The sequence below is a fragment of the Thermaerobacter nagasakiensis genome, assembly GCF_055396825.1.
In genome coordinates, this window is record NZ_AP043740.1 from 2,306,266 (window position 1) to 2,327,527 (window position 21,262).

Below are 21,262 nucleotides of genomic sequence, written 5' to 3' on the forward strand. Positions count from 1 at the left end.
CGGCCAGGGGGTGGAGGCCCGTCCAGCGGGCGCTCCACCCCCTTCTTTCACGACCGCCGCCGCGGCTCGAAGGTCTTGCAGCAGGTGTCAGTAGCCTGGCGCGCCGGCGTTCCACCCACCCGGCTCGACAGCTCCTGGATTTCGGCCGCATCGAACCGGTTGGGAAACCGGTCGCTGACCCAGTCGTGGGTGATGAGGATCTGCTCGGCGTCGCAGTAGTTCCCTTCCCGCCAGTAGTGGCAGTCGGCCACCGTGCAGCGCACCCCGACGAGCACCGCGCTCCCCTCCTTGCTTGCCCGGGCGGCGCCTGGAACACCTCGACCGGCGCCTCGGCGCCTGCGCCCCCGGCCCAGGCGCCGAGGCGCCTGCCCGGGTTCCACTGGAAAAGCATGGCCCGGCCGGGCGACTCTTATCCAGGTCCAGGTGTGGCGGCCTCCGCCGCCCGGCCGACGGGGACCCGCCCGGTGCACGGCGCCGTGGCGGCCGGTCCCCAGGGACAGCCGCTGGCCGCGGTGCCGGGACGGGCTGGCGAGACCCATGGCCACCCCCAGGGCCAGCGTTTGGGACCGCCAACAGAAAACCCGCGAAGCCTTGTGCCTCGCGGGTTTCTTGCTTGTGGCCCAGGGCGGAATCGAACCGCCGACACGGGGATTTTCAGTCCCCTGCTCTACCTACTGAGCTACCGGGCCCCATGGTCCATTTGGCGTGTCGATCGCACTGCCCGCGCCGGAGGGACGGCCTTGTTGCCGGCTCTCCTTCCGGACGGGTCCTTGCGTGCGCCGGCTTCTTCCAGCACGACCGGCGCCGCGACCGACCCCTACTATACTGCAACCCCAACCGTCGCTGCAAGACAACAACTGGAGCAGGGCGGTGTGGGCGAACCAGGAATCGAACCTGGGACCCCTCGCTTGTAAGGCGAGTGCTCTACCGCTGAGCTATTCGCCCATCGGCCAAAAGAGGATGCCGCCCCAGCACGGGAGGCTGCCGAGCGCCATCACCGGAGCTGCCCGGAGGCGCTTCCCCGTCCCGGGTTGCCCGGGCCCGGCGGGCCTGCCGCCCAAGCCCAGCCCGACGGCTCAGCGCTGCACGGGCCCACCGGTGGCGGCCGCTGCCCAGTATACCACCCGCAACCCGCGGGGGTAAAGGCGCCGGCGGCCTCGGGGAACCCGGGCGCCACGGGGGTCAAGCCGCCCGGCCCTCGGGCAGCCGGAGCGCCGCAGGGTTTCCGGCCTTCAGGCCGGCGGCCACAGTTTCAAGCCCGTCTCCCCGTCGGGTGCCCGCTCCAAAGCCGGCCCGTCCAGCACCCAGATGGCGTACTCGCAGGCGAAGACCTGCGTCCCCTCCAGCACGTGCCCGCCCCACGCCCGCCCCTGGGCGTCGCCCAGGGTCAGATGCAGGTGGACGAAAGGCTCCGCTTCGCCGCGCAGCCGGCTGATGTTTCCGGTGCCGGCCAGGATCTCGGCCGGTTCGTCCAGCTGGAAGTCGAGATAGCGCTGCTCCGCCTGGTCGTAGAAGGCCAGGCGCGCCCGCTCCACCGCGCCCAGCAGCTGGACCCAGCCCGTGACGATCCGGTGCTGGCGGGCCAGGGCGGCCAGGGCCGCCAGGATGTCGTCACCCCGGCGCAGCCGTCCCACGATGACCCGGTTCAGGTTGAATTCCGGCAACGGGCGCTCCCCCTCTCCGCGGCGGGCCACCGCCAGACCGCCGGCATGCCTGCCGCCGGCATGCCTTGTGTGGACCCGCCGGCGGGCCGTCAGGCCAGGCCGCGGGCCGGCCCGCCGGCGGCCGGTTCGTCCCGGTGGGCACGGTGGGCTTCCCGGGACAGGCGATGGCCGCGATACAGCATCCAGACGCCGATGAGGTTGGCTACCGGCAGCACCGCCGGCACCCCGAACCGGGTGAGGGCGCCGCCCGATGAGAGAACCAGGGTCCCGGCCAGCAGCCACAGAGCGTAGGGATGCCGCACCCTCCACCAGGAGGCAACGGCGCCGCCCAGGAGCAGCAGGGCACCGGGGATGGTTAGCAGGGGCGAGTAGGCGCGGACGCCGGGGTCCGCCCACCCCTCGCCGCCCACGGGCCCGCCGCCCGACAGGGCCGCCAGGTCGACCGGGGTACGGGCCGCCGCCACCAGCATGGCCATGCCGATGACGGCCAGCACCACCAGGATGGCATGGGCCCACGCCCGGCGGAAGACCAGATAGGCGGTCCCCGCCCCGAAGGCCGCCACCAGCCAGGCCGCCGCCACGTACCACAGGCGGTACAGCCAGGGGCTCCAGCCCGCGAGGGAGGCGACGGCGTCGGCCAGGGCACTGGCCGCGAAGAGCACCAGGGCGACGAACCAGCACAGGGAACTGGGCGCGCGCCGCCGCAAGAAGCTGCGTCCGACCTCCCCGGCGAAAACCAGCGCCAGGAGGCCGCCGGCGGCGTGAAGGCCCGCCGTCAACCAGGTCACGGTGGCCCTCCTATCCCGGCCCGCCGCGTCACACCGCCTCGACGTCGGTGACGCCCGGAACCCGCTCGCGCAGGATGCGCTCGATGCCGGCCTTGAGCGTCATGATGGACATGGGGCAGCCGACGCAGGCACCGATGAGGCGCACCCGCACCACACCGTTCTCGTCCACGTCCACCAGCTCGATGTCCCCACCGTCCATCTGGATGGCGGGGCGGATGGATTCCAGCGCCTGTTCCACCTGCTCGCGCATGATCGGGCCCTCCCATCGGCCCGCGCCGCGCGGCGCGGGCGGTCCTCTGCCCGGGGGCGGTGAAGCACCGTCACCTCGGGCCCGGCAAGCGGGCACCGCCGGTGGCGGGCTGCCGGCCGAGGCGCTTCCCGTCGCCGCCCCGGCCTTCATGGTCTCGACCTCATTATAGAAGACCGGGCGAGCCGCGGCCATGGCGGGGACCCGTTCCACGCCTTGCCAGGTTGCCCGGCGCCGGCAGGCCGGCACACTACGGTTGGACCCGCCCGGTCGACCCGCCCGGGCGGGATCGGGGGGATCCACCATGGCAAGACGCCGCCTGATGTCGGAAGCCCTGCGGGAAGACCTGGCCCGCGAGCTGGGCGTGTACGAGCTGGCCGCCCGCCACGGCTGGGGTGCCGTGCCGGCTCGGGAGTGCGGCCGCCTGGTCCAGCAGGCGGTGCTGCGAGCCGAGGCCCTGCTGGCCCAGCAGGAGGGGTGCCCGGACGCGCCGGTGATGCGGCAGCAGGGGCCCGGCCCGGCTCCGCACGCCCTCTCACCGCAAGTGCCGCCGTTCGTCCAGAACCCGTCGCCCTGGCCCGGGCCGTGGTTCGGGCATGCCACGGCCGCAGCACGCCCCGGGCCCGCCCACCCCGCACCCGCCCAGCCCTCCGCCCCAGGGGACCGGTCGCCGGCGCCGCAACCGGCCGTCGCCCCCTTTCCTGCACCCGGGTTCCCGGATCCCAGGGCAGCCGCCGGGGCACCGGCGCGGTTGGGGACGAACCCGGCCGCGGCGGGCGGTTCCCCGGCCGCCGGGCACCTGGCACCTCCCCAGCCCTGGCGGGCCAGGCAGCCCGGACCCATGGTTCCCGCCGCGGCCGTCGTGACAACGGCGGCGGCGGCAAGGGCCGGCGGTCCCTGGCCGGTCTAGGAGGTGGCCAGGGCGCGATCGTTGCGGGGGACCGGGCCGGCCGCCGGCCGCCGGTCCCCCGGCCTCGTGCCCGGGCCTTCCTTCGGCGTGTCAGCCCTCCTGGTGCCTTGTCCCCTGACCGGTGCCGTGGCCACCGGCACCCGCCGGCGGCCCCGGATCCCCCGGAGGTCCGGCCAGGCCCCACACCTGTGCGTTCCGGGGACCCCTTCGTTCCCGGCGCCGCTCCCGCCTCCGCGGCTGGCGCCGGCGCAGCGCCGCCGGCACCGCACCGCGGTCGCGTCCCGTCCCGTCCATGCCGCCCCCGCGCCGTCTATCCCCGCCCGCGGGTGCGTATGGTAAGGCGGGTGGGCGGGAGGTCGTCACAGCTTGGGTCAACCGGACCTGGTGCTTCTAGCGATCCTCGGCCTGGGCGCCCTGGGCCGCAACCCGCTGGTGACCGCGGCCGCAGGGATCCTGCTGCTGCTGCGCCTGCTCGGCCTGGCCTCGCTCCTTCCGGTCCTGGAGCAACACGCCATGTCCCTGGGGCTCGTGCTCCTCATCGTGGCGGTGCTCATCCCCTTCGCCGACGGGCAGGTGACGCTGCAGCAAACGGTCCAGTCCTTCACCCGCGGCGGGCTGGCGGGCTATGCGGGGCTGGTGGCGGGATTCGTGGCCGCCGTGCTGGGCGCCCGGGGCATCGTGCTGCTGGAGCAGAACCCCCACGTGATCATCGGCTTGATCTTCGGGACGCTGGTGGGCGTGGCCTTCTTTCAAGGGATTCCCGTGGGCCCCCTGACGGCGGCAGGGTTTGCCGCCGTCCTGATGGAACTGCTGAGTCTCTTGCGGCGCGGCTTTTAGCGCCGGCGGCGGCTCGGCCGAGGGCCCTGGTGCCGTTCCGGCTGCGGCGGCTTCGGGGGCGGTCCGGGCAGGGCCGGACCCTCCCCGCCGGCTGCGGTAGAGGGCATAGGCCCCGATGGTCACCAGGTACAGGCCGAACAGCCGCCGCAGGAGATCTTCGGGTACCCGTGTCCCCAGCTGGGCCCCCGCCCAGGCTCCCACCGCGCTGCCGGCGGTCACCCGCAAGGCCAGCTGCCAGCGCAAGAACCCCTGGCGCCAGTGGACCCAGGCGGCCACCAGGGCCACGGCGGGAAAGGTGGCCAGCACCACCCCCTGGGCCACGGCCTGGGGAACGCCCAGGAGCAGCACCAGGGCCGGAACCAGCAAGGATCCGCCGCCGATGGACAGGCCGCTGAGGATACCCGTCGCCACCGCCACCAGAGCGGCCCAGGGAAAGGTCACGCCCGCTTCACCTCCCTCCGGCCCCTCTCGCGCTCGCCTGTCGAGGACCGCGCGGAACGTGGCGGTGCGGAGCGGGCGCCCCGCCGCCGGTGCCCGGCGGTGGCCACGGGCGGCCGCAGAAGACCGCGGTGGGCCGAGGCGGCCCGCCCCGTTCACCACCCGTCAGCCGAGCACCATCATCCGCAGGCCCAGAAGCAGGAGGAACCAGCCGTACAGCCGCCGCAGCCCCCGGGGCTGGAGCCGCTCCATCCACCGCGCGCCCACGGCCGCGCCCACCATCCCACCGGCGGCCACCTGCCACGCCAGTTGGACGTCGACCAGCCCCCGCGCCGCGTAGACCGCGGCGCTGATGATGGAGGTGAGCCCCACCACCAGGATGGACGTACCGTGGGCCCGGTGATCCGGCACCCCGAACCAGTAGACCAGGGCCGGGACCAGCAGCGTTCCACCGCCCACCCCCAGCAGGCCGTTCACCCCGCCGGTCAGGACTCCGGCGATAACGGGCGCCCAGCCTTCCAGGCGGCGCCACGCCGGCCGCCGGGCGCTGTCCTGTTGGTCCACGCAGTTCCCCCTCCCTGCGAGTCCCGCGCCCGTCCCTAGGGTGTCCCCCGCCGCCCGGCCGTTAGCCGCCGGCCCGGGCAGCCCCATCCGCCCTCCCGCCCTTTCCGGCCCTCCCGGAGCGCCCGCCGGGCATGCCCGTGTCGGCGATGGCGTCGCGGCAAGGGGTCTCGGGGGCGGCCGCGGGCCCACCGGGGGCGCGTGGTGGCGCGCTATGGCAAAGTGGAGGCGAAGGGAAGGCGAGGTGGTGAACATGGATCCTGTCCATCCCGTGGGCGGGCGGGCCGGGGCACCCGCAGGAGCTGCGGCCCGCCTGGAGGTCACGGTGCACGGCCGGGTCCAGGGCGTGGGCTACCGGGCCTTCGCCAGGTCCCGCGCCCTGGACCTGGGCTTGCGCGGCTTCGCCCGGAACAACGCCGACGGCACCGTCACCGTGGTGGCGGAGGGAGCACCCGGGGCCCTCCAGCGCCTGGTGGAAGCGCTGCGCCAGGGGCCGCCCGCGGGCCGGGTCGACGGCCTGGAAGTTCACTGGTCCGCTCCCCGGGGCCTGGGACCGGGCTTCGGCATCGGCTGAGGCGCCGGGTTCAACCCACCGCCCCGCGGGCCGGCGCAGGCCCGGAGCCGGCGCAGCGCCTCCCGGAGCCGCCGGCCGGGCACCGCCCGGGTGGTGATCCCGGACCCGCAGGCCCGGGAGCCGGCCCAGCCCCTCCCGAAGCCGTGGGGCCGGGGTCATGCCGGGTGGGGCCGCCCCGGGCCGTCCCGGGCGGCGCCGGCCCGGGGCGGGAGCGTCACCGCCTGGGCTCAGGACACCGGGAAAGAGGCCGCCGGACCGGACCGGTTCCCGGGAAGCCTAGGGGCAGGAGGTGATCCTGTGTCCCAGCACGAGCACCGGGACGAACCGGCCGGCACCACGCCCCAGGATGTTCTCCCCGGGCAGGAAGGCCCGGCGCCGGGAGGCCCGGCGGGCACCCGCCGGCAGCCGGGCCAGGGGAGGTCCGGTCCCCCGCAGGGCACCCGCGGCCCTGGGGACGCCCAGGCCAACCCGGCCGCCGGCGACGGGCTCAACCCCCTGACCACCGCGGCGGCCGGCCACTTTGGACCCGCCTGGGTCCACACCGGCGAGGGCGAGGGGGTCGACACCCCCGCACCTTACAATCCGCTGTCGAACAGCGTGGGGTTCCAGCAGTTCGCGACCCACCCGGAGGAGTTCCAGTCGGCGCCCCAAGCGGTGCAGAACGACCCGCCCGGGGCTGGGGTGGTGACACCGTCGCTGACGACCCCGCCTGCTCCGCAGCCGCTCCAAGGCCGCCCCGGCGGCGAAGGAAACGGCCGGGATGCCGCCCGGCGGCGGGATGCCGCAGGGGGCCGCAACCGGGCTCGCCAGGGTCCTGACGGCGGGGATTCCCGAGGCGGGGCATGAAAAGAGCATCAGGCCGGCTCCGCGACGGTGGAGCCGGCCCTTGTTCTCCCTTCTCCTGCGCCCTCCTGCGCCGCTTCCGCCACGAGCGCCGTCTTCGCCACGAGCGGCTTGCGGAACGGCTGCAGCGGATTTTTGGAGGGTTGCGTGAGCCGTTCAGCCCCCGCCGCCCCCACCGCTGCCTCCGCCCATCCCGCCCCCGCCACCGCCGCCGGCGCCGCCTCCACCGCCGGCGCCGCCGCCACCGCCGCCGCCACCGGCACCGCTCAGCATTTGCTGCAGCTGCATGGTGACGGCCTGCCGGATCATCTGCTGGCCCTGGGGGGAGCGGAGGAACTCCTGCACGCCCGTCTGCATCGCCATCTGGCCCTGGGGCGAGCTGGCCACTGTCTTCAACTGCTGGACCAGCTGCTTCTGGCCCTCAGGCGTCAGCAGCACCTGCTGAGCCGCCAGCATCTGGACCTGCTGGGTGATGATCTGCTGAATCTGGGCCTGCATCTCCGGGCTCTGAAGTTCCTGGCGGACGGCATAGCGGACCTCTTCGGGGGACGGCTTGGCCTGGCCCCCGCCACCGCCCCCGCCCCCCATGGCGCAGCCGCCGAGCCACAGCCCGCCGGCAATGAGGAGGGCCGCCGCCGTGGCCCGGCGCCGGGAGGCCGGGAAGCTGCCCGGCGGGGGGATGCGCCGCACCAGGACCTGCCCGTTCCCCGACCCGTTGCCGCCCTCGCGACCGGCCGGCCCGCCCCCTGGCCCGGCGAGCCCACCCCGGCGACAGGCCTTTCGGTCCCATGTCCGTCCCCCGCTGCGCGAAGCCGTCCTTGCCCCTGCCCTCACGGCGGGTTCGTCCCCCCTCACCGCGCTGGCCCGGCCGCCTGGGTCCCACCCCGTGTCCGTGGGTTGCCGGTGACCAGACTGAACCGGTTCTAACCTTTCTCCGGCGGGGGAAAGTATGCGCCGCGTGCCGTGGGGAAGATTGCCCGCCCCGGCCTGGCGGGCGGGGAACGCGCGGGAACGGCCTGCTGCAGCCTGCCGCCTGCCCGAGCGCCTGGGCCGGCCGGCGCCGCCGGATCCCTGCGTCGCCGGGCCGCCGGCCGCAGCTTGGCGCGGCCCCCACCTGGGCCGCCCCGGGGCGCTCGCCGGCGCCGCGGGGCGCGCCCCGGGGTGGCGGCACGGCCAGCGCCCCAGGGGCCTGGCCCGGCGGACGGGCCGGGTTCGTCCCGCTAGCCGGCTGCCTCGCCCTGTGGACCGGAGGGGGATTCCGCCGCCCGCCGGTCCCGCAGGCGCCGGTAGGCCGGCTCCAGGTAGCGCTCGTAGAGGTCCGGTCGCAGATACCCCGGGAAACCGGCGCGCCGGCGGTATTCCCGCAAGCGCACCAGATCCAGGTCGGCCACCACCACCTCGGCCCGGTTCCAGGTGCGCGCCTGCGCCAGCACCCCATCGCCGGCCGGGGTCAGCGCCAGGGGTGCATAGACGGCCGCCCGCCCCGTCAGCTCGATGCCCAGGATCCGCCCCACGAGGGCAGGGACGACGCCGTAGACGGGCGTCTCCTGGACCCGGGCCCAGGTCCCGCGCCGGGCATGCCACTCGTTGTACGGCTCCGGGTTGGCGATGGGGACGACCACCATTTCCGCGCCCGCCAGGGCCAGCAGGCGGAAGGTCTCGAAATAAGTGGCGTCCATGCACACGGGAATGCCGATCCGGCCGAGCACCGTGTCGTACACGTCGAAGGAATCGCCGGGGCATACGCCCCACTCCGCCTCCATGGGAAGCAGGTGGGCCTTGGCATGGCGCCCGACCAAGCGCCCGTCGGGCCCGTAAAGGAACCCGAAGTTGTAGAGGTTGCGGCCCCGGGGGAGCATGACGCTGCCGCCGTGAACGAAAACGCCATGGGCGCGGGCCAGCGCCGAAAAGGTCGTGTGGTAGATCCGGCCCACCGCCGGGCCCAGGAAGCGGAAGACGTCGGCCACCGCCACGTCTCCCAGGCCCGCCAGGGCCGCCTGGGGTGAGGGGGCCGCGGCCAGCCGCCCGAAGCCGGGAAGCAGGCCAAGGAGCGCCAGCCCCACGTCCTCGGGAAAGGCGACCAGCTGGGCACCCCGGGCCACGGCGTCGCCCAGCGGCCGCGCCACCCAGAGGGCGAAGTCCTCCGGGCGGCGGAAGGTGTCCAGCTCCAGCTGCACCGCCGCCACCCGCACCCGGGCCGGATCCAACCGGTGCAGGTTGGGGCTGCGCCGGATGCCCATGGCCGCCACCGCCCGCCGCAGGGGACCGCCCCGCGCCGTCCAGCGCAGGATCAACCGGAAGGCCTGTTGCTGCAGCGCCTGCCAGATGCCGCCGGGCATGGTTCACGCTCCCCCGGTCCCGTCACCGCCCGCGGGCTGGGCTCCGCGGCTGGAAGCCGGGCTCCCTCCTTGCTTCGCACCCGGCGGGTTGCCGTCGCCTCCGTTGCCGGGCCCCGTCCCGTGGGGCGCTGGCGCCGCCCTGGGGCGCCGCTTCCTGCGCCGCCGCTTCCTTCCCGCCGGTGCAGCCGCAGGCCCGCCCCCCGGTGCAGCCGCCGGCCCGGCAGCGGCGCGGCCAAACGCCGGTGGCCCGCCGCCTCCTTCCCGCCCGTTGCAGGGCGACGGGCCGGGCCCGGGGTCCCTGGTGGAAGCCGGCCCCGCCTCCCCGGACCGGGCCGCTGGCGGTGGCGCGGCAACGGCGGCCGTTACGCCGGGTTCGCAGGCGGCCGCCGCATCGGCGGGCGGGGCGCCGGTCACGGCCGTGCGCCCGGCATCTCCGGCCTGCTGAGGGAGACCGGCGGCACCCCCCTTGCGGGCCCGCCGGCGCCGCCTGCCCGCCGGTCGCGGGCGGGCCCGCCCGGCATCCCCCGGTCCTGGCTCGCCCGCCGCCGGGACGGAGGCAAGGCCCGGGAGGGCTGGAGGCGGCGCTGCCGGCTTCCCGTCCCCCTTACCCGGCGCAGCCTGTCCCGCATTTGCCACATTTGCCATTCCCCATCCTCCGGCTCCGGCCAGCCGGCGGTAGGCCGGCAGGAGCTGGCGCAGGTAGAGCGCGGGGTGGAGGTAGCGGTCCAGGGGGTACTGTTCCCGCACCGCCGCCAGGGCCGCCGCCTCCAGGGTGGCAGCCGCCGGCTCGCTCCCGTCTTCCCAGGCCAGCCAGCCGCGTCCCGCGGGGGTGATCTCGCAAGGCGCGAAGATGGCCGCCTGGGGCGCCAGGTCGCGCGTGCCCGCCTGCCCCGACGGCGCCGCGTGCACCCAGTACACCTGGGTCTGCTGGACCACCTGCCAGGGACCTGCCACCAGGTCCCACCGGCCGGCGGCATCCAGGGCGTAGCCCGGGTGGACGACCAGCCGCACCCCCTCCAGGCTTGCCCAGCGCCCCACCTCGGGGATCCACCCGTCCCGGCCGACCACCAGCGAGGCCGTCCAGCCGCCGAGGGTGAAGGGTGTCCAGTCGTCGCCGGGTACAAGCCCCAGGGCCGCTTCCTCGGGCGTGGCGTGCAGCTGGGCCTGGCGCGCCAGGAGCCGGCCGTCGGGTCCGAAGCACAGGGCCACGTGCTCAAAACCCTCGCCCTGGGGAACCACCACCGTCCCCGGGCACAGGTAGATCCCCAGGGTCCGGGCGGCCTGGGCCGCCCACTCGGACCAGACCTCCGCCGCGGCGTCACCGAACCGGCGGGCCAGGGCGGCCAGCCGCCCATCCCAGCGGGGCGGCTCCCCCGCCAGGGCGCTTAGGGGCAAAAGCCCGCCCAGGCCGGAAAGGACCACCAGTCCCGCCGGCCGCGGCGTCGAACGGAGCCGCGCTCCCGCGGCGCCGGTGCCCGCCCGCCTGGCGGTGGTTCGGGCCGCACCGGCAGCAGCGGCATCCCGGGAGGTGCGGGAAACGCCGGCGCCGGCCGGCGGGGACGTGGAGGCACCGTGGAGCAGGCGCGGCGGGTGGGGCCGCACCGCCCCGGCGGCGGCCAGCTTCCGGTAGCCGGCCAGCAGGGCCGAAAGGAGCCGCTCCCGCGCAGCCTCCAGATGGGGTACCGGTTCGACCCGGATGGGTACGGCCACCACCCGCAATCCCCGCATGGGCCCTCCCCCTTGCAGCGCTGGTCCTTGCATTCCCGTTCCAGGGGAGCTTACGTCATCCCGGGGAAGCCCTGCTGCCGGTAGGCCTCGTACAGCACCAGGGCCACCGTGCTGGCCAGGTTGAGAGAGCGGAGCCCCGGGCGCATGGGCACCCGCAGGACCGGGCCCGGCCGCTCTTCCATGAGGCCGGGCGGCAGGCCCCGCGACTCGCTGCCGAAGACCAGGACGTCTCCCGGAGCAAAATCGATCTGGCTATACCACAGGCTGCCACGGGGGTCCAGATAGCAGAACCGGGCACCGGGCAGGGCAGCCAGCAGATCATCCCAGGTATCGTGGACCTGCCATGCCACGTGAGCCCAGTAGTCCAGACCCGCCCGCTTGAGCAGCCGGTCGCTCAACCGGAACCCCAGGGGCCGCACCAGGTGGAGCCTGGCGCCGGTGACGGCGCAGGTACGGGCCACATTGCCGGTGTTGGGAGCGATCTCGGGCGCCACCAGGACGACATCGAACATGCGAATCCCGCTACCTCCTGCCGGAACGGCGGCAGGGCACCGTGGAAACACGTGCCCTCTTCGCCAGAAAGCAAGCAGGTCCTTGTCGCCGGGCTTGTCGCCGGCCCTGGTGGTCCGGGGTGGTGCCCGGCGCGGGCGGCCCGGGTCGCGAGGGCGGCGCGGCGGCCCTCCCGACCCGGCCACGGGCAAGCCCGGCAGGAAAGGAGGCGCCTGGTGCCGGCCGGGATGGAGGCAGCGGGCACGGACCCGGTACGGGGAGCAGGACCGGCCGGTGCCGGGCCAGCACCCGGTAGAGGGCGGGTCCGGCTCCCAGACGGCCCAGCAGTGCCAGGACCGGCACCGCGGGCCAGAGCAGGGGGAGCCGCAGGGTGACGGCCTGGACGGCGGCAAAGCCCTGGTACCACCGGCCCGAGTCCCGGCCCCGGGCCAGCAGGGCCTGTTCCGCCCGGGCCGCTTGTTGCGGGCTGAGGGGCGGGCACGCTTCCGGCCCCTCCGGCCCCCCGGCCGGCGGAGGGTGCCGCACCGGCGAGCCGGCCGCCGGACGGCCTGCCGGTTCCCCGCCGGCGCCCGTGGCCTCCGGGATGGCATCGTGCGGGCGGAAGGAACACAGGTCAAGGCGGTTCAGCCAGTCGAGCCGCCGGCACCACCGGGCGGCCCGGCGGCACCAGGGGCACCAGCCGTCGTAATAGACGCTGAGGCGCTCCACCGCGCCACCGCTCCTTCCCGCCTGCCGGCGCTGCGGTCCCTGGCCTGTGGCCCCCCTTCCACCAGGGCGGCGGCCAGGGGGACCACCCGCCGCGCCAGCAGGGCCCGGGCTCCGTCCCGGTCCTGCAGTACACCTTCGACCGCCAGGGGCACGGGCGGGTCGGTGAAGATCCACCGCCCGTAACGCTGGTATACCTCCTCGAAGACGGTCACGTCCACCAGCCCGGTCTCGTCTTCCAGGGTCAGGAACACGATCACCCGGCCGCTGCGGGTGGGCGGGCGGTGGGGCCGGACGGGGATTCCCGCCGCCCGCACCGGCACACCCGGCGGCAACCCGCGGAGGGCCGCCGCCGGCCGGTAGCCCCGGGCCTCCAGCACCTCCCGGAGCATGGCCAGCAGGTGCCGACGGTGGACGTCGATGCCCAGGACCTCCCGCTCCATGGCCCACTTCTCCAGATCGGGGAAGTCGGCCACAACAGGCGGCGACCAGGCCGCCGCCAGTCCTTGGGCCAGGTCGCCACCGCCGGCGGCCTGCCGGGCCGTGGCCAGGGCCTCGTCCAGCCCCCAGAGCAGGGCGCGGCGGTTGGCGTGCAGGCCGTCGAAGGCCCCGGCCCGGATCAGGGCGGCCACCTGCTCCCGGTCGAGGACCGGGCCGGCCGCCGTACCGCCGCGGGCCGCCAGCCGCAGCAGGAAGTCCATGAGATGGCGGAAGGGGCCGCCCCGCTCCCGTTCCGCCACGATGGCGGCGGCGGGTTCGTCCCCCAGGCCCTTGACGGCCCGCAGGCCGATGCGGATGGTGCCGGGGGTGGCGGTGAAGGCCACCTGGCTGGTGTTGATGTCTAATGGAAGGATCTGGATTCCCCGCCGCGCCGCCTCCACGCCCAGGGTGTTGGGCGGGTAGTATCCCATGGGCTGGAGGCTGAGCAGGGCCGCATACCACTCCGCCGGGTAGTGGGCCAGCAGGTAGGCGGTCTTGTAGGCCGTGACGCCGAAGGCAGCGGCGTGGGCCTCGCAGAAGCCGTAGCTGGCATAACCCTGGATCATGCGGAAGATGGCCTGGGCCACCTCCTCGCCGACGCCCTGCTGCCGGGCCCGGCGCAGGAAGTGCCGGCCGATGTCCTCCATCTCCTCCGGGGAGCGGGCGTGGGTCATGACCCGGCGCAGGCGGTCGGCCTCGCCCGGGGTGAAACCGGCGATGGCGGTGGCGATCTCGATCACCTGCTCCTGGAAGAGCACCACGCCCCAGGTCTTGCGCAGGATGGGCTCCAGCTTGGGATGCAGGTAAGTGACGGGCTCCTGCCCCCGGCGCCGGGCCAGGAAGGGCTCCACCATGTCCCCCTTGATGGGGCCGGGCCGGATGATGGCTACGCTGGCCACCACGTCCTCCAGGTTCTCGGGCCGGAGCCGCGGCTGCAGCGCCCGCTGGGCCGGGGACTCCAGCTGGAAGGCCCCCACGGTCTCCCCCGTCCCCAGCAGCCGGTAGGTGGCCCGGTCGTCCAGGGGGATGTGGTCGTAGTCGAAGGAGGGGTTGCGCCGGCGGATGACCTGCACCGCCTCCTCCACCGCGCCCAGGGTGCGCAGGGGTAGGAGATCCAGCTTGACCAGGCCCAGCTCTTCGACGCCCCGCTTGTCGAACTGGAGGATCCGGCGTCCCTTGGCCGATCGCTGCAGCGGGGAGAGGTCCGAAAGCGGCCGGCGGCTGATCACCAGGCCGCCCAGATGGGTCCCCATGTGCCGGGGCAGCCCCGCGGCCGCTTCGCACAGGGCCACCAGCCGCTTCAACCGCTCCCGGGGCAGGTCAAGGTCGCGCAGCTCCGGTACCTCCGCCAGGGCCCGCCCCAGCTGCCGGGACAGGTAGTACGGCACGCGCTTGGCGATGCGGTCGATCACCGCCTCCGGAAAACCCAGCACCTTGCCGAAGTCCCGCAGGGCGCCGCGGGCATGGTAGGTCTGGTAGGTGCAGACGGTGGCCACGTGCTCGGGGCCGTAGCGCTGCTCGACGTAATCCGCCACCTGGTCGCGGTAGCGGGCGTCGAAGTCGATGTCGATGTCCGGCTGTTCCGCCCGCTCCAGGCTGAGGAAGCGTTCAAAGAGCAGGCCGCGCTCGATGGCGTCCACGTCGGTGATGCCCAGGCAGTAGGCCACCGCCGAGTCGGCCGCCGAGCCGCGACCGGCACAGCGGATGCCCTGCTGGCGCGCATAGCGGGCCACATCCCAGACCAGCAGGAAGTAGTCCGCCAGTTGCAGCTTCTCGATGATGGAAAGCTCGTGCTCCAGCCGCTGCCGGATGCGGGGGGTGATGCGGCCGTAGCGCCAGAGGGCGCCCCGCTCCACCTGCTCCCGCAGGTAGGCTTCGGCCCGGACTCCCGGCGGCAGGGGGAAAGCCGGGCGGGGCACGCCCCCCTCGGGCAGCGCAGGGGCGCAGCGCTCGGCGATGGCCAGCGTGGCCTCAAGCGCCTGAGGGTAACCGGCGAACATCCGGGCCATGGCCCGGGGGGACTTGAGGTCGTTGTCGGCGTTCAGGTGCCGCTGGGGATGGGGTTCGTCCACCGGGATCCCCAGGCGGACGCAGGCCAGCAGGTCGTGGACGGCGAAGCGGTCGCGGGTGGCGTAGTGGACGTCGTTGGTCGCCACCAGCCCGACCCCCAGGTGCTCCGCCAGATCGGCCAGGGCCCGGTTGAGGGCGCGGTTGCCGGGAAGCCAGCCGCCCTGCAGCTCAAGGAAGAAGTTCTCCCGGCCAAAGGCGTCCCGCAGCTGCCGGGCCCGCTCCAGCGCCGTGGCCCGGTCGCCCCGCAGCAGCGCCTGCAGCACCGGTCCCTGGCGGCAGCCGGACAGGGCGATCAGCCCGTGGCCGGCCAGCGGCTCGCCGCCGGGCGCCACCTCCTCCAGCAGCACCGTCCAGGGAAGGGCCGGACTGCCCCGGGGGCGGTCCAGGTGGGCCCGGGTCAGGAGCCGGCAGAGGCGGGCATAGCCCTGGGGGCCGGTGGCCAGGAGGACCAGATGGGCCGTCACCGGCTCCGGCCTGCCCTCCGCGGCCGGCCGGGGGGCGGCGTCCCCAGGACCACCCGGACCGCCGCCTCCGGGCTTGCCACCGGTCCCGAGCCCGCCACCGGCGGGCCTGGCGCCGCCGGGCCCGGCGCCGGCGGCCGGCCTGGGACGGGCGGGCCTGACGCCGGCCGGCCCGGCCGGTTCGTCCAGGAGGAGGGTGACCTCGGCCCCCTGGATGGGCTTGATCCCCGCGGCCCGGGCCGCCCGGTCGAACTCCACGGCGCCCGCCACGTTGTCGTGATCCGTCAGGGCCAGGGCGGGCATGCCCAGCGCTGCGGCCCGTTCCACCAGCGCCTGCACCGGGCTTGCCCCGTCAAGAAAGGAATAGGCGGAATGGCAATGCAGGTGGACGAACATGCCACGGCCCCCCTCTACCCTGGTCAGGCCTGCCCTGCCACGACCTCCGGCAAGACAAGCGGGACCGGCCGGAGGCCCAACCCGGCCTGCGAGCCGGTGCACCGGGCCGCTCGCTGCCGGGCCGCTCGCTGCGCGGCGACCGGCCAGGCCGGCTGCCGGCGGCACCCGGCGGTGTCAGTCATAGACCTTGTAGAGCACCCACCGGGAGCTTCCCGCCACCCGCTCCAGCTCGAAGACCCCGCCCCCTTCCACCAGGACCCGCACCACCCGCCGCTCCTCTTCCCCGTCCCACCAGGCCCCTGCTTCCCGCCACTCGTCGAGGATGCCGGTCACCCGGTGCCAGCGGCGCCAGAAGAACCGGCTGGGCCGCCCGCTGGCGTCGACCTCCACCGGCACCGGCTTGCCGATCAGGGCCATGCTCCCGTGCCTCCGCGACCGCTGCCTCAAGTAACCGTTGCCTCAAGGCCAGCCGCTCCTGGGCCGGATCCGGGCGGCAGCCGGGACGTCCGGACCGCTTCACCTGCCCGGCTGGCCGGGTGCCCCGCGCCAGGGATCCCAGTAGGCCAGCTGGCGTTCCCGCCGGGTGGCGGGCCGTTCCCGGCCCCAGAAGATCCGCCCCGGATAGCGGCGGGCCAGCTCATCCAGGAGAACCGGCAGCTCCGGGCCGGCGACCTCTTGCCCGGCCGGGAACGGGGCACGGCCCGTCCGCTGGCGGCCGGTGCCGGGCCGTTCACCACCGGGGACGGCTCGCCGGCCGCCGGGGCCGGCACCGGGGTCAAAGGCTGCCGGCAGGGCCAGTTGCCGGGCCGCCGGCTCCAGGGCCGTCACCGTCAGGTCCAGCCGGGCCGGGGCCGGTTCGGCCGGTACGAGGCGGTGATACAGGGCCAGGGCGGCGCGGGCCAGGACGTCCTGCCCGGCGGCGGCCACGGGCAGGTAGCGCCCCACCCGGGACCGTTCCCCCTGCAGGATCACCAGGCGGCCCGCCTGCCCGGCAGCGGCCAGCCGGGCGGCCACCTCCCGGGCCAGGCGGGGCAGCTGGGCCGGCCACCAGCCGGCGCGGAGCTCCTCCCCCAGTTCGGGAGGCGCGGTCAGGGTGGCGGTGACCCCCGGCGGCGGGTAGCCCGGCTTGAGAGGGCGGCGGTCGTCCCCCCGGCACCACGCCTGCAGGAGGGGAGCCTGGTCGCCCACCGCCCGGGCCACCACCTGCCGCGGCGCCGCGGCCACATCCCCCAAGGTGTACAGGCCCAGGCGCTGCAGCTGGCGGCGAGCCGCCGGCGGCACCTCTTCCTGCAGGGCGGCCACGGGCAGGGGGGCTAGAAAGCCCGCTTCCTGGCCGGGCGGAACGCAGCAGCTGACCACCGCCAGCCCCGCTGCGCCACAGGCTTCCCGGGGCGGCCGGGCACGGGACGGGTGCCCGCCCGCCGCCCCGCCCCGTCCCGCCGGGAAGCCGGCTTGCGGGCCCGGCTGCGCCGCTGCATCCCTGCCCATCGCCTCCGCATCCCGCCACGCCCCTCTCCCGGGCCACGGCCGGCTGCCATCCCGGAACCGGGGAACCCTGGCCGCCCCTTTTGCAGGGCCGGCCGGGGGCCGGGTGACCGGTGAGGGGCCGGTGCGGGACGATGCGGGACCGGAACCGCAAGCTTGCCGGCCGGTGGCCCCTGCGCCGCCGCCGGTCGGGGACCGCGCCGCCACCCGGGCGGCCATCCGCGCCACCAGCCGGCCGTGGCCGAGGCCCAGCACCAGGCGGTGGCCGTAGCGCCCCAGGCCTGCCGCCTGCAAGATGGCCACCACGCCGTCCACCGTTTGCCGGGGATCCAGCTCGCAAAAGGCCGCCAGCTGGTCAACCACCGGCTCCACCCGGGGCGAGAGGGACAGCAGCGCCTCATAGAAGGGTTCCAGGGCCGCCATGGGGTCGATGGCATCCCGCGGCACCACCTCCAGGCTGCCGAGGAGCCGCCGGGCGCTCTGGACCCGGATGCCAGGGCGCAGGCCCGCCGCCCTGGCCGGCAGCGACACGTCGGCCACGACCGGGCCGTCGGCCACCACCGCCGGCCGGTCCTGCACGCCGGCCGCCACCGCCCACGCCCCCTCGAGGCGGGCATAAGCCATCCACGGGATCGATACCGAACGTGTGTTCCCCATGGTGAGGCCATTGTAGGAGGGGACGACACCGGCCGTCAAGAGGAACGACTGCCCTGAAGAGAAAATTTCTGGAGCATCCTCCGGCAACCGGCAGCGGGGACAAGCGCCCCCGGGGGAAGCCGGCCTCCAGAAAGGCGGAGGCCGGGAGATCCCGGCCTCCGCGCCTCGCCTGGCGGAACCGCCCGCCACCGCGGTCCGGCACTATCCCAGAAGGTCGTGGCGGCGGATCAGTCCCACCCGCAGGGCGAACAGCACCGCCTGGGTCCGGTCGCGCACCCCCAGCTTCTGCATGATGTGGCTCAGGTGGTTCCGCACCGTCTTGGGGCTGATGAAGAGCTCGCGAGCCACCTGGGTGGTGGTCTTGCCGCGGGCGATGCGGCTCAGCACCTCCAGCTCCCGCTGGCTCAAAAGCCGCGCCCGCTCCACTTCTTCGGGGGCGGGAACATAACGGTAGAGGGGCGAGTCGCTGGCCAGCTCGGACATGATCTCGGCATCGATCACGAAGATCCCGGCCGTGCAGGCGCGAATGGCCTCGGGCAGGCCGGCCGCTTCCCGGTTGGCCAGCAGGTAGCCGCCCAGACCGGCCTGCACCAGCCCCAGCAGCGAGTGGGGGTCGGCCCGGTCCGTGATGCCCACCACCACGGGCGAACCGGGCATGCGCCCGATCCGCCCCACCAGCTCCCGCGCGTCGCCGGCGGCCAGGCTCAAATCCAGCAGCACCACATCGGGGACCAGCTCGCGCACCCGGTCGAGCAGCGGCTCAGGTCCGGCGGCGTGCCCCACCACCTGCAGCCCGGGGGCGCCCTCCAGGATGCGCTGCAGGCCTTCCCGGACCAGCGGCCGGCCCGTTGCAACGAGGATCTTCAACATCGGCCTCTCCCCTGCATTGCCCGGGCAGGTTGCAGGCCACCCGGGTGATGTCATCCCATCCTACGAAAGTCGGCCGCAGGGGGGACCGGCGGCAGGCGCCCAAGTAGCGAAACCCGTCACGGGGAGCAACGGCCGGGATCCCCGGCCTGGCGGAACCGGCCGGGCCGCAGAGGGTGGATGCGGGTGGACGCCCGGGGCCCCAGGCCCGTGGTGAGCACCCCGGAGGCCCGGGCGGCCCGAGTCCCTGGCAGGTGGTGGGCAGCGGTCACTCGCCGCCGCCCGGGGACGCGATATCCGCCGGCCGGCCGGCCTCCAGGTCGTACACCACGGGAAGGCGGGACCCGTCTTCGGCCTCCACCATCAGGGTCGCCCGCCGTCCGGCGGCGCCGGCCTGCCACCCCAGGCCGCGGGCGTGGTAGAGCACGTCCAGCACCAGCACGTCCCGGCCGGGCTCCTCGGCCGGGTCGTCCAGGGACCAGCGCCAGAGGGCCACCAGGGGACGGGGTCCCCGGGTCACCAGCAGGACGCCCCGCTCCCCGGCCAGGGCCAGCGGGCCGAAGCCCTCGCGGGAGACCTCGACCTCCACCCCCGGCGGGCCCCCCGGGGGAGCCGCCCGCGAGGGCAGGTCGGCCAGGCCCAGCCCCGGCTGCCAGGCGCCGCCGTCCCGGCGCCAGACCAGGCGATCCCCCGCGACCGCCACCTCCAGCACCACCCGGGCCGGCGCCCCGACCAGGCGCGGTCCTTCCAGCAGCCGGCGCCAGAAGAAGTCCTGCACCAGGCGGGCCGCGTACCCTTCCGCGCCGCCGTCCGCCGGGCCGGCCACGTCGACCGCCGCCGCCACGTGGACGCGGCCCAGGGCATCGGGACGGGCCGCCCCCAGGGTATAGTGGGTGACCGGCACCTGGAGAAACCCGGCGGTCCCTTCCCCGGCGGAGGAACCCGCCGGCGGCAGGCCCTCCGGCTCCGCGGCCGGGGCCGGTACGCCGCCCTCCAGGCCTGCGGAGAGCCCGGCCAGCCAGGCACCCCCCGGCCCCGCGGCCGCCGGGGCCACCCAGGCCCCGGCGGCCGCGGCTTCGCCCGCCCGCCAGGCCTCCAGCAGCGCCCCGGTGGCCGCCACGGCCTCCGCCGTGGCGGCCACCGGGGGTGCCTGCCGCTGCATGCCCACCCAGGCCAGCGCCAGCCCCCCGGCCAGCACGGCCCAGGCCAGCGCACGGGGCACCGGCCCCCGCCGGTGCCCCGCGCGCCCTCCGGTCTTGCCCATTCCCGTCGCCTGCCTTCCCGCCCGGGCGCCTGCCGTGACCCGCGCCGGCTGGTCCTGCGAACATCACCACGGAGCAAACCCCGGCTGCTCCTGCGAACACCGCCGCGGCGCAAGGGCCGGCCGCTCCAGCGAAAATCGCCTCGGAGCAAGCGCTTGCCGCTCCTGCGGCATCGCCGCGGCTCTAGCGCCGGCTGCTCCTCCGCCATCCTCAAGCGCCTTCTGCTTCGCAAGTCGCGGCGCCCTCAGGCACCCGCCGCTCCTCCGCCATCGCGGCGCCTTCAGGCACCTTCTGCTCCTTCGCCACCGCGGCGCCTTCCCGCCCGGGCCCCTGCCGGTGCCGCGCCGGCTACTCCACCACGACCCGCCCGGCGGGTTCCCCTTCCACCCGGCCGATGCGCCGGGCCGCACGGACCCCCCGGCGGTGGAGTTCCTCCAGCAGGGCACCGGCGCGGGCCGGTTCGACCACCAGCAGGAGGCCGCCCGAGGTGACGGCGTCGAAGAGCAGCCCCTGCTCCCACTGGGGAAGGGCCCGCCGGAACTCCACCACGCTGCCGTAATGCTGGCGGTTGGCCCGGCTGCCGCCGGGGAAGACGTCCCGCTCCGCCAGCTCGCGGGCGCCCGGCAGCACCGGCACCGCCTCGGCCTCGATGACCAGCGCCACGCCGCTTTCCCGGGCGATGTGGCTGGCATGCCCCAAAAGCCCGAAGCCCGTCACGTCGGTGGCGGCATGGATGCCGCCCACCGCCTGCCCGGCCTCGGCGGCGGCCCGGTTCAGGGTGCGCATCGTCTCCACCATGGCCTCCACCGCCGCCGGGGGCGCCAGGTCGCGCTTCAGGGCGGTGCTCAAGACGCCCGTGCCGATGGGCTTGGTCAGGATCAGCACGTCGCCGGGACGGGCGCCCTTGTTCGTCCACACCTGGTCCGGGTCGACCACGCCGGTGACGGCCAGGCCGTACTTGGGTTCCGCGTCGTCGATGGTGTGCCCGCCGACGATCACCGCCCCTGCCTCGCGCACCTTGGCGGCGCCACCCCTCAGGATGGCCGCCAGGGTGTCCGCCCCGTAGCGGCTCACGGAAAAGCCCACCAGGTTCAGGGCCGTCAGCGGGCGGCCGCCCATGGCGTAGACGTCGCTCAGGGCGTTGGCGGCGGCGATCTCGCCGAAGAGCACGGGATCATCGACGATGGGCGTGAAGAAGTCCACCGTCTGGACCAGGGCGATCCGGTCGGAGAGCCGGTACACCCCGGCGTCGTCGCCGCTCTCCAGCCCCACCAGCAGGTGGGGATCGTCGACCTGCTCGGGGGATAGGTGGCGCAGGACCTGCGCCAGCTCGGCCGGGCCGAGCTTGCACCCTCAGCCGGCCTTGCCGGTGAGCTGCGTCAGCCGCAGCGCCTCCACGGCATCTCCCCCCTCCCACCAGGCCCGGCGCGCTCCCACTGC

General features: G+C 75.3%; 20 protein-coding genes, 2 tRNA genes and 1 pseudogene. 4 read left to right on the plus strand and 19 right to left on the minus strand.

All coding sequences use genetic code 11. The features are described from left to right. Positions 1 to 47: 47 nt before the first annotated feature. The 6 genes from ACZ5T9_RS09825 to ACZ5T9_RS09850 all read right to left on the minus strand — a co-directional run bounded on the left by ACZ5T9_RS09825 (position 48) and on the right by ACZ5T9_RS09850 (position 2,702). Positions 48 to 275 carry a DUF1540 domain-containing protein gene (locus ACZ5T9_RS09825; protein ID WP_006903992.1) on the minus strand — a complete coding sequence of 76 codons (228 nt, stop codon included), beginning with the start codon at positions 273 to 275 and terminating at the stop codon, positions 48 to 50. Between the two features lie 341 nt (positions 276 to 616). After that, positions 617 to 689 (minus strand) — tRNA-Phe (locus ACZ5T9_RS09830). 184 nt (positions 690 to 873) lie between these two features. After that, positions 874 to 945 (minus strand) — tRNA-Val (locus ACZ5T9_RS09835). Positions 946 to 1,232: 287 nt separating this feature from the next. Further along, positions 1,233 to 1,664, minus strand: coding sequence for a PPC domain-containing DNA-binding protein (locus tag ACZ5T9_RS09840; RefSeq protein WP_464832877.1), 432 nt, complete (start codon positions 1,662 to 1,664; stop codon positions 1,233 to 1,235). A gap of 89 nt (positions 1,665 to 1,753) precedes the next feature. Next, positions 1,754 to 2,452, minus strand: coding sequence for a hypothetical protein (locus ACZ5T9_RS09845; RefSeq protein ID WP_464832878.1), 699 nt, complete (start codon positions 2,450 to 2,452; stop codon positions 1,754 to 1,756). Positions 2,453 to 2,480: 28 nt separating this feature from the next. Then, positions 2,481 to 2,702 (minus strand): NifU family protein, encoded by a 222-nt coding sequence (locus ACZ5T9_RS09850; protein ID WP_006903995.1) that lies wholly within the window; start codon positions 2,700 to 2,702, stop codon positions 2,481 to 2,483. A gap of 301 nt (positions 2,703 to 3,003) precedes the next feature. Here ACZ5T9_RS09850 and ACZ5T9_RS09855 point away from each other — a divergent pair, with 301 nt between their 5' ends. Both ACZ5T9_RS09855 and ACZ5T9_RS09860 read left to right on the plus strand, forming a co-directional pair. Then, positions 3,004 to 3,609 carry a hypothetical protein gene (locus ACZ5T9_RS09855; protein ID WP_464832880.1) on the plus strand — a complete coding sequence of 202 codons (606 nt, stop codon included), beginning with the start codon at positions 3,004 to 3,006 and terminating at the stop codon, positions 3,607 to 3,609. Between the two features lie 366 nt (positions 3,610 to 3,975). Then, positions 3,976 to 4,446: a DUF441 domain-containing protein gene (locus ACZ5T9_RS09860; RefSeq protein WP_464832881.1), complete on the plus strand. Its 471-nt coding sequence runs from the start codon at positions 3,976 to 3,978 to the stop codon at positions 4,444 to 4,446. A gap of 165 nt (positions 4,447 to 4,611) precedes the next feature. Here ACZ5T9_RS09860 and ACZ5T9_RS09865 read toward each other — a convergent pair. Together ACZ5T9_RS09865 and ACZ5T9_RS09870 are read right to left on the minus strand one after the other, a co-directional pair. Next, positions 4,612 to 5,046 (minus strand): annotated as a pseudogene (locus ACZ5T9_RS09865) (TSUP family transporter); the annotation flags it as partial. A 3-nt stretch (positions 5,047 to 5,049) separates the two neighbouring features. After that, positions 5,050 to 5,448 (minus strand): sulfite exporter TauE/SafE family protein, encoded by a 399-nt coding sequence (locus ACZ5T9_RS09870; protein WP_242823264.1) that lies wholly within the window; start codon positions 5,446 to 5,448, stop codon positions 5,050 to 5,052. 250 nt (positions 5,449 to 5,698) lie between these two features. On the opposite strand from ACZ5T9_RS09870, the gene ACZ5T9_RS09875 reads away from it, so the two are divergent. Together ACZ5T9_RS09875 and ACZ5T9_RS09880 are read left to right on the plus strand one after the other, a co-directional pair. Next, positions 5,699 to 6,019 carry an acylphosphatase gene (locus ACZ5T9_RS09875; RefSeq protein ID WP_006903999.1) on the plus strand — a complete coding sequence of 107 codons (321 nt, stop codon included), beginning with the start codon at positions 5,699 to 5,701 and terminating at the stop codon, positions 6,017 to 6,019. A gap of 297 nt (positions 6,020 to 6,316) precedes the next feature. Next, complete coding sequence (locus ACZ5T9_RS09880) at positions 6,317 to 6,865, plus strand: cell division protein FtsI (RefSeq protein WP_464832882.1); 549 nt, start codon at positions 6,317 to 6,319, stop codon at positions 6,863 to 6,865. Between the two features lie 153 nt (positions 6,866 to 7,018). Here ACZ5T9_RS09880 and ACZ5T9_RS09885 read toward each other — a convergent pair whose 3' ends face one another. The 11 genes from ACZ5T9_RS09885 to selD form a co-directional block, all read right to left on the minus strand. Beyond that, positions 7,019 to 7,552 (minus strand): hypothetical protein, encoded by a 534-nt coding sequence (locus ACZ5T9_RS09885; RefSeq protein ID WP_006904001.1) that lies wholly within the window; start codon positions 7,550 to 7,552, stop codon positions 7,019 to 7,021. Between the two features lie 530 nt (positions 7,553 to 8,082). Beyond that, complete coding sequence (locus ACZ5T9_RS09890; protein WP_464832883.1) at positions 8,083 to 9,201, minus strand: nitrilase-related carbon-nitrogen hydrolase; 1,119 nt, start codon at positions 9,199 to 9,201, stop codon at positions 8,083 to 8,085. 3 nt (positions 9,202 to 9,204) lie between these two features. Then, entirely contained in the window at positions 9,205 to 10,929 is a 1,725-nt protein-coding gene (locus tag ACZ5T9_RS09895) for a carbon-nitrogen hydrolase family protein (protein WP_464832884.1), read from the minus strand. 50 nt (positions 10,930 to 10,979) lie between these two features. After that, the gene (locus ACZ5T9_RS09900; RefSeq protein ID WP_464832885.1) at positions 10,980 to 11,441 is read right to left on the minus strand and encodes a tRNA (cytidine(34)-2'-O)-methyltransferase; all 462 of its coding nucleotides are present in this window, start codon (positions 11,439 to 11,441) and stop codon (positions 10,980 to 10,982) included. A gap of 10 nt (positions 11,442 to 11,451) precedes the next feature. Next, positions 11,452 to 12,147 carry a thiol-disulfide oxidoreductase DCC family protein gene (locus tag ACZ5T9_RS09905; protein WP_464832886.1) on the minus strand — a complete coding sequence of 232 codons (696 nt, stop codon included), beginning with the start codon at positions 12,145 to 12,147 and terminating at the stop codon, positions 11,452 to 11,454. Continuing rightward, positions 12,063 to 15,551, minus strand: a complete 3,489-nt coding sequence (locus tag ACZ5T9_RS09910) for a DNA polymerase III subunit alpha (RefSeq protein WP_464832887.1) — start codon at positions 15,549 to 15,551, stop codon at positions 12,063 to 12,065. The genes ACZ5T9_RS09905 and ACZ5T9_RS09910 overlap by 85 nt, the downstream gene beginning before the upstream one ends. A gap of 174 nt (positions 15,552 to 15,725) precedes the next feature. After that, positions 15,726 to 15,968, minus strand: a complete 243-nt coding sequence (locus ACZ5T9_RS09915; protein WP_006904008.1) for a DUF6504 family protein — start codon at positions 15,966 to 15,968, stop codon at positions 15,726 to 15,728. A 99-nt stretch (positions 15,969 to 16,067) separates the two neighbouring features. After that, entirely contained in the window at positions 16,068 to 17,627 is a 1,560-nt protein-coding gene (locus ACZ5T9_RS09920; RefSeq protein WP_464832888.1) for a Y-family DNA polymerase, read from the minus strand. Between the two features lie 267 nt (positions 17,628 to 17,894). Then, positions 17,895 to 18,563 (minus strand): response regulator transcription factor, encoded by a 669-nt coding sequence (locus ACZ5T9_RS09925; RefSeq protein WP_464832889.1) that lies wholly within the window; start codon positions 18,561 to 18,563, stop codon positions 17,895 to 17,897. Between the two features lie 265 nt (positions 18,564 to 18,828). Further along, complete coding sequence (locus ACZ5T9_RS09930) at positions 18,829 to 19,782, minus strand: hypothetical protein (RefSeq protein ID WP_464832890.1); 954 nt, start codon at positions 19,780 to 19,782, stop codon at positions 18,829 to 18,831. Between the two features lie 388 nt (positions 19,783 to 20,170). Further along, positions 20,171 to 21,220 carry a selenide, water dikinase SelD gene (gene selD, locus ACZ5T9_RS09935; protein WP_464832891.1) on the minus strand — a complete coding sequence of 350 codons (1,050 nt, stop codon included), beginning with the start codon at positions 21,218 to 21,220 and terminating at the stop codon, positions 20,171 to 20,173. Positions 21,221 to 21,262: the final 42 nt, after the last annotated feature.

What these genes read in the sequence shown, in the direction of transcription:
- ACZ5T9_RS09925 (WP_464832889.1), bottom strand. Translation starts at nt 18,563, where the DNA reads ATGTTGAAGATCCTCGTTGCAACGGGCCGGCCGCTGGTCCGGGAAGGC.
- ACZ5T9_RS09855 (WP_464832880.1), top strand. Translation starts at nt 3,004, where the DNA reads ATGGCAAGACGCCGCCTGATGTCGGAAGCCCTGCGGGAAGACCTGGCC.
- ACZ5T9_RS09875 (WP_006903999.1), top strand. Translation starts at nt 5,699, where the DNA reads ATGGATCCTGTCCATCCCGTGGGCGGGCGGGCCGGGGCACCCGCAGGA.
- ACZ5T9_RS09915 (WP_006904008.1), bottom strand. Translation starts at nt 15,968, where the DNA reads ATGGCCCTGATCGGCAAGCCGGTGCCGGTGGAGGTCGACGCCAGCGGG.
- ACZ5T9_RS09895 (WP_464832884.1), bottom strand. Translation starts at nt 10,929, where the DNA reads ATGCGGGGATTGCGGGTGGTGGCCGTACCCATCCGGGTCGAACCGGTA.
- ACZ5T9_RS09890 (WP_464832883.1), bottom strand. Translation starts at nt 9,201, where the DNA reads ATGCCCGGCGGCATCTGGCAGGCGCTGCAGCAACAGGCCTTCCGGTTG.
- ACZ5T9_RS09900 (WP_464832885.1), bottom strand. Translation starts at nt 11,441, where the DNA reads ATGTTCGATGTCGTCCTGGTGGCGCCCGAGATCGCTCCCAACACCGGC.
- ACZ5T9_RS09850 (WP_006903995.1), bottom strand. Translation starts at nt 2,702, where the DNA reads ATGCGCGAGCAGGTGGAACAGGCGCTGGAATCCATCCGCCCCGCCATC.
- ACZ5T9_RS09910 (WP_464832887.1), bottom strand. Translation starts at nt 15,551, where the DNA reads ATGTTCGTCCACCTGCATTGCCATTCCGCCTATTCCTTTCTTGACGGG.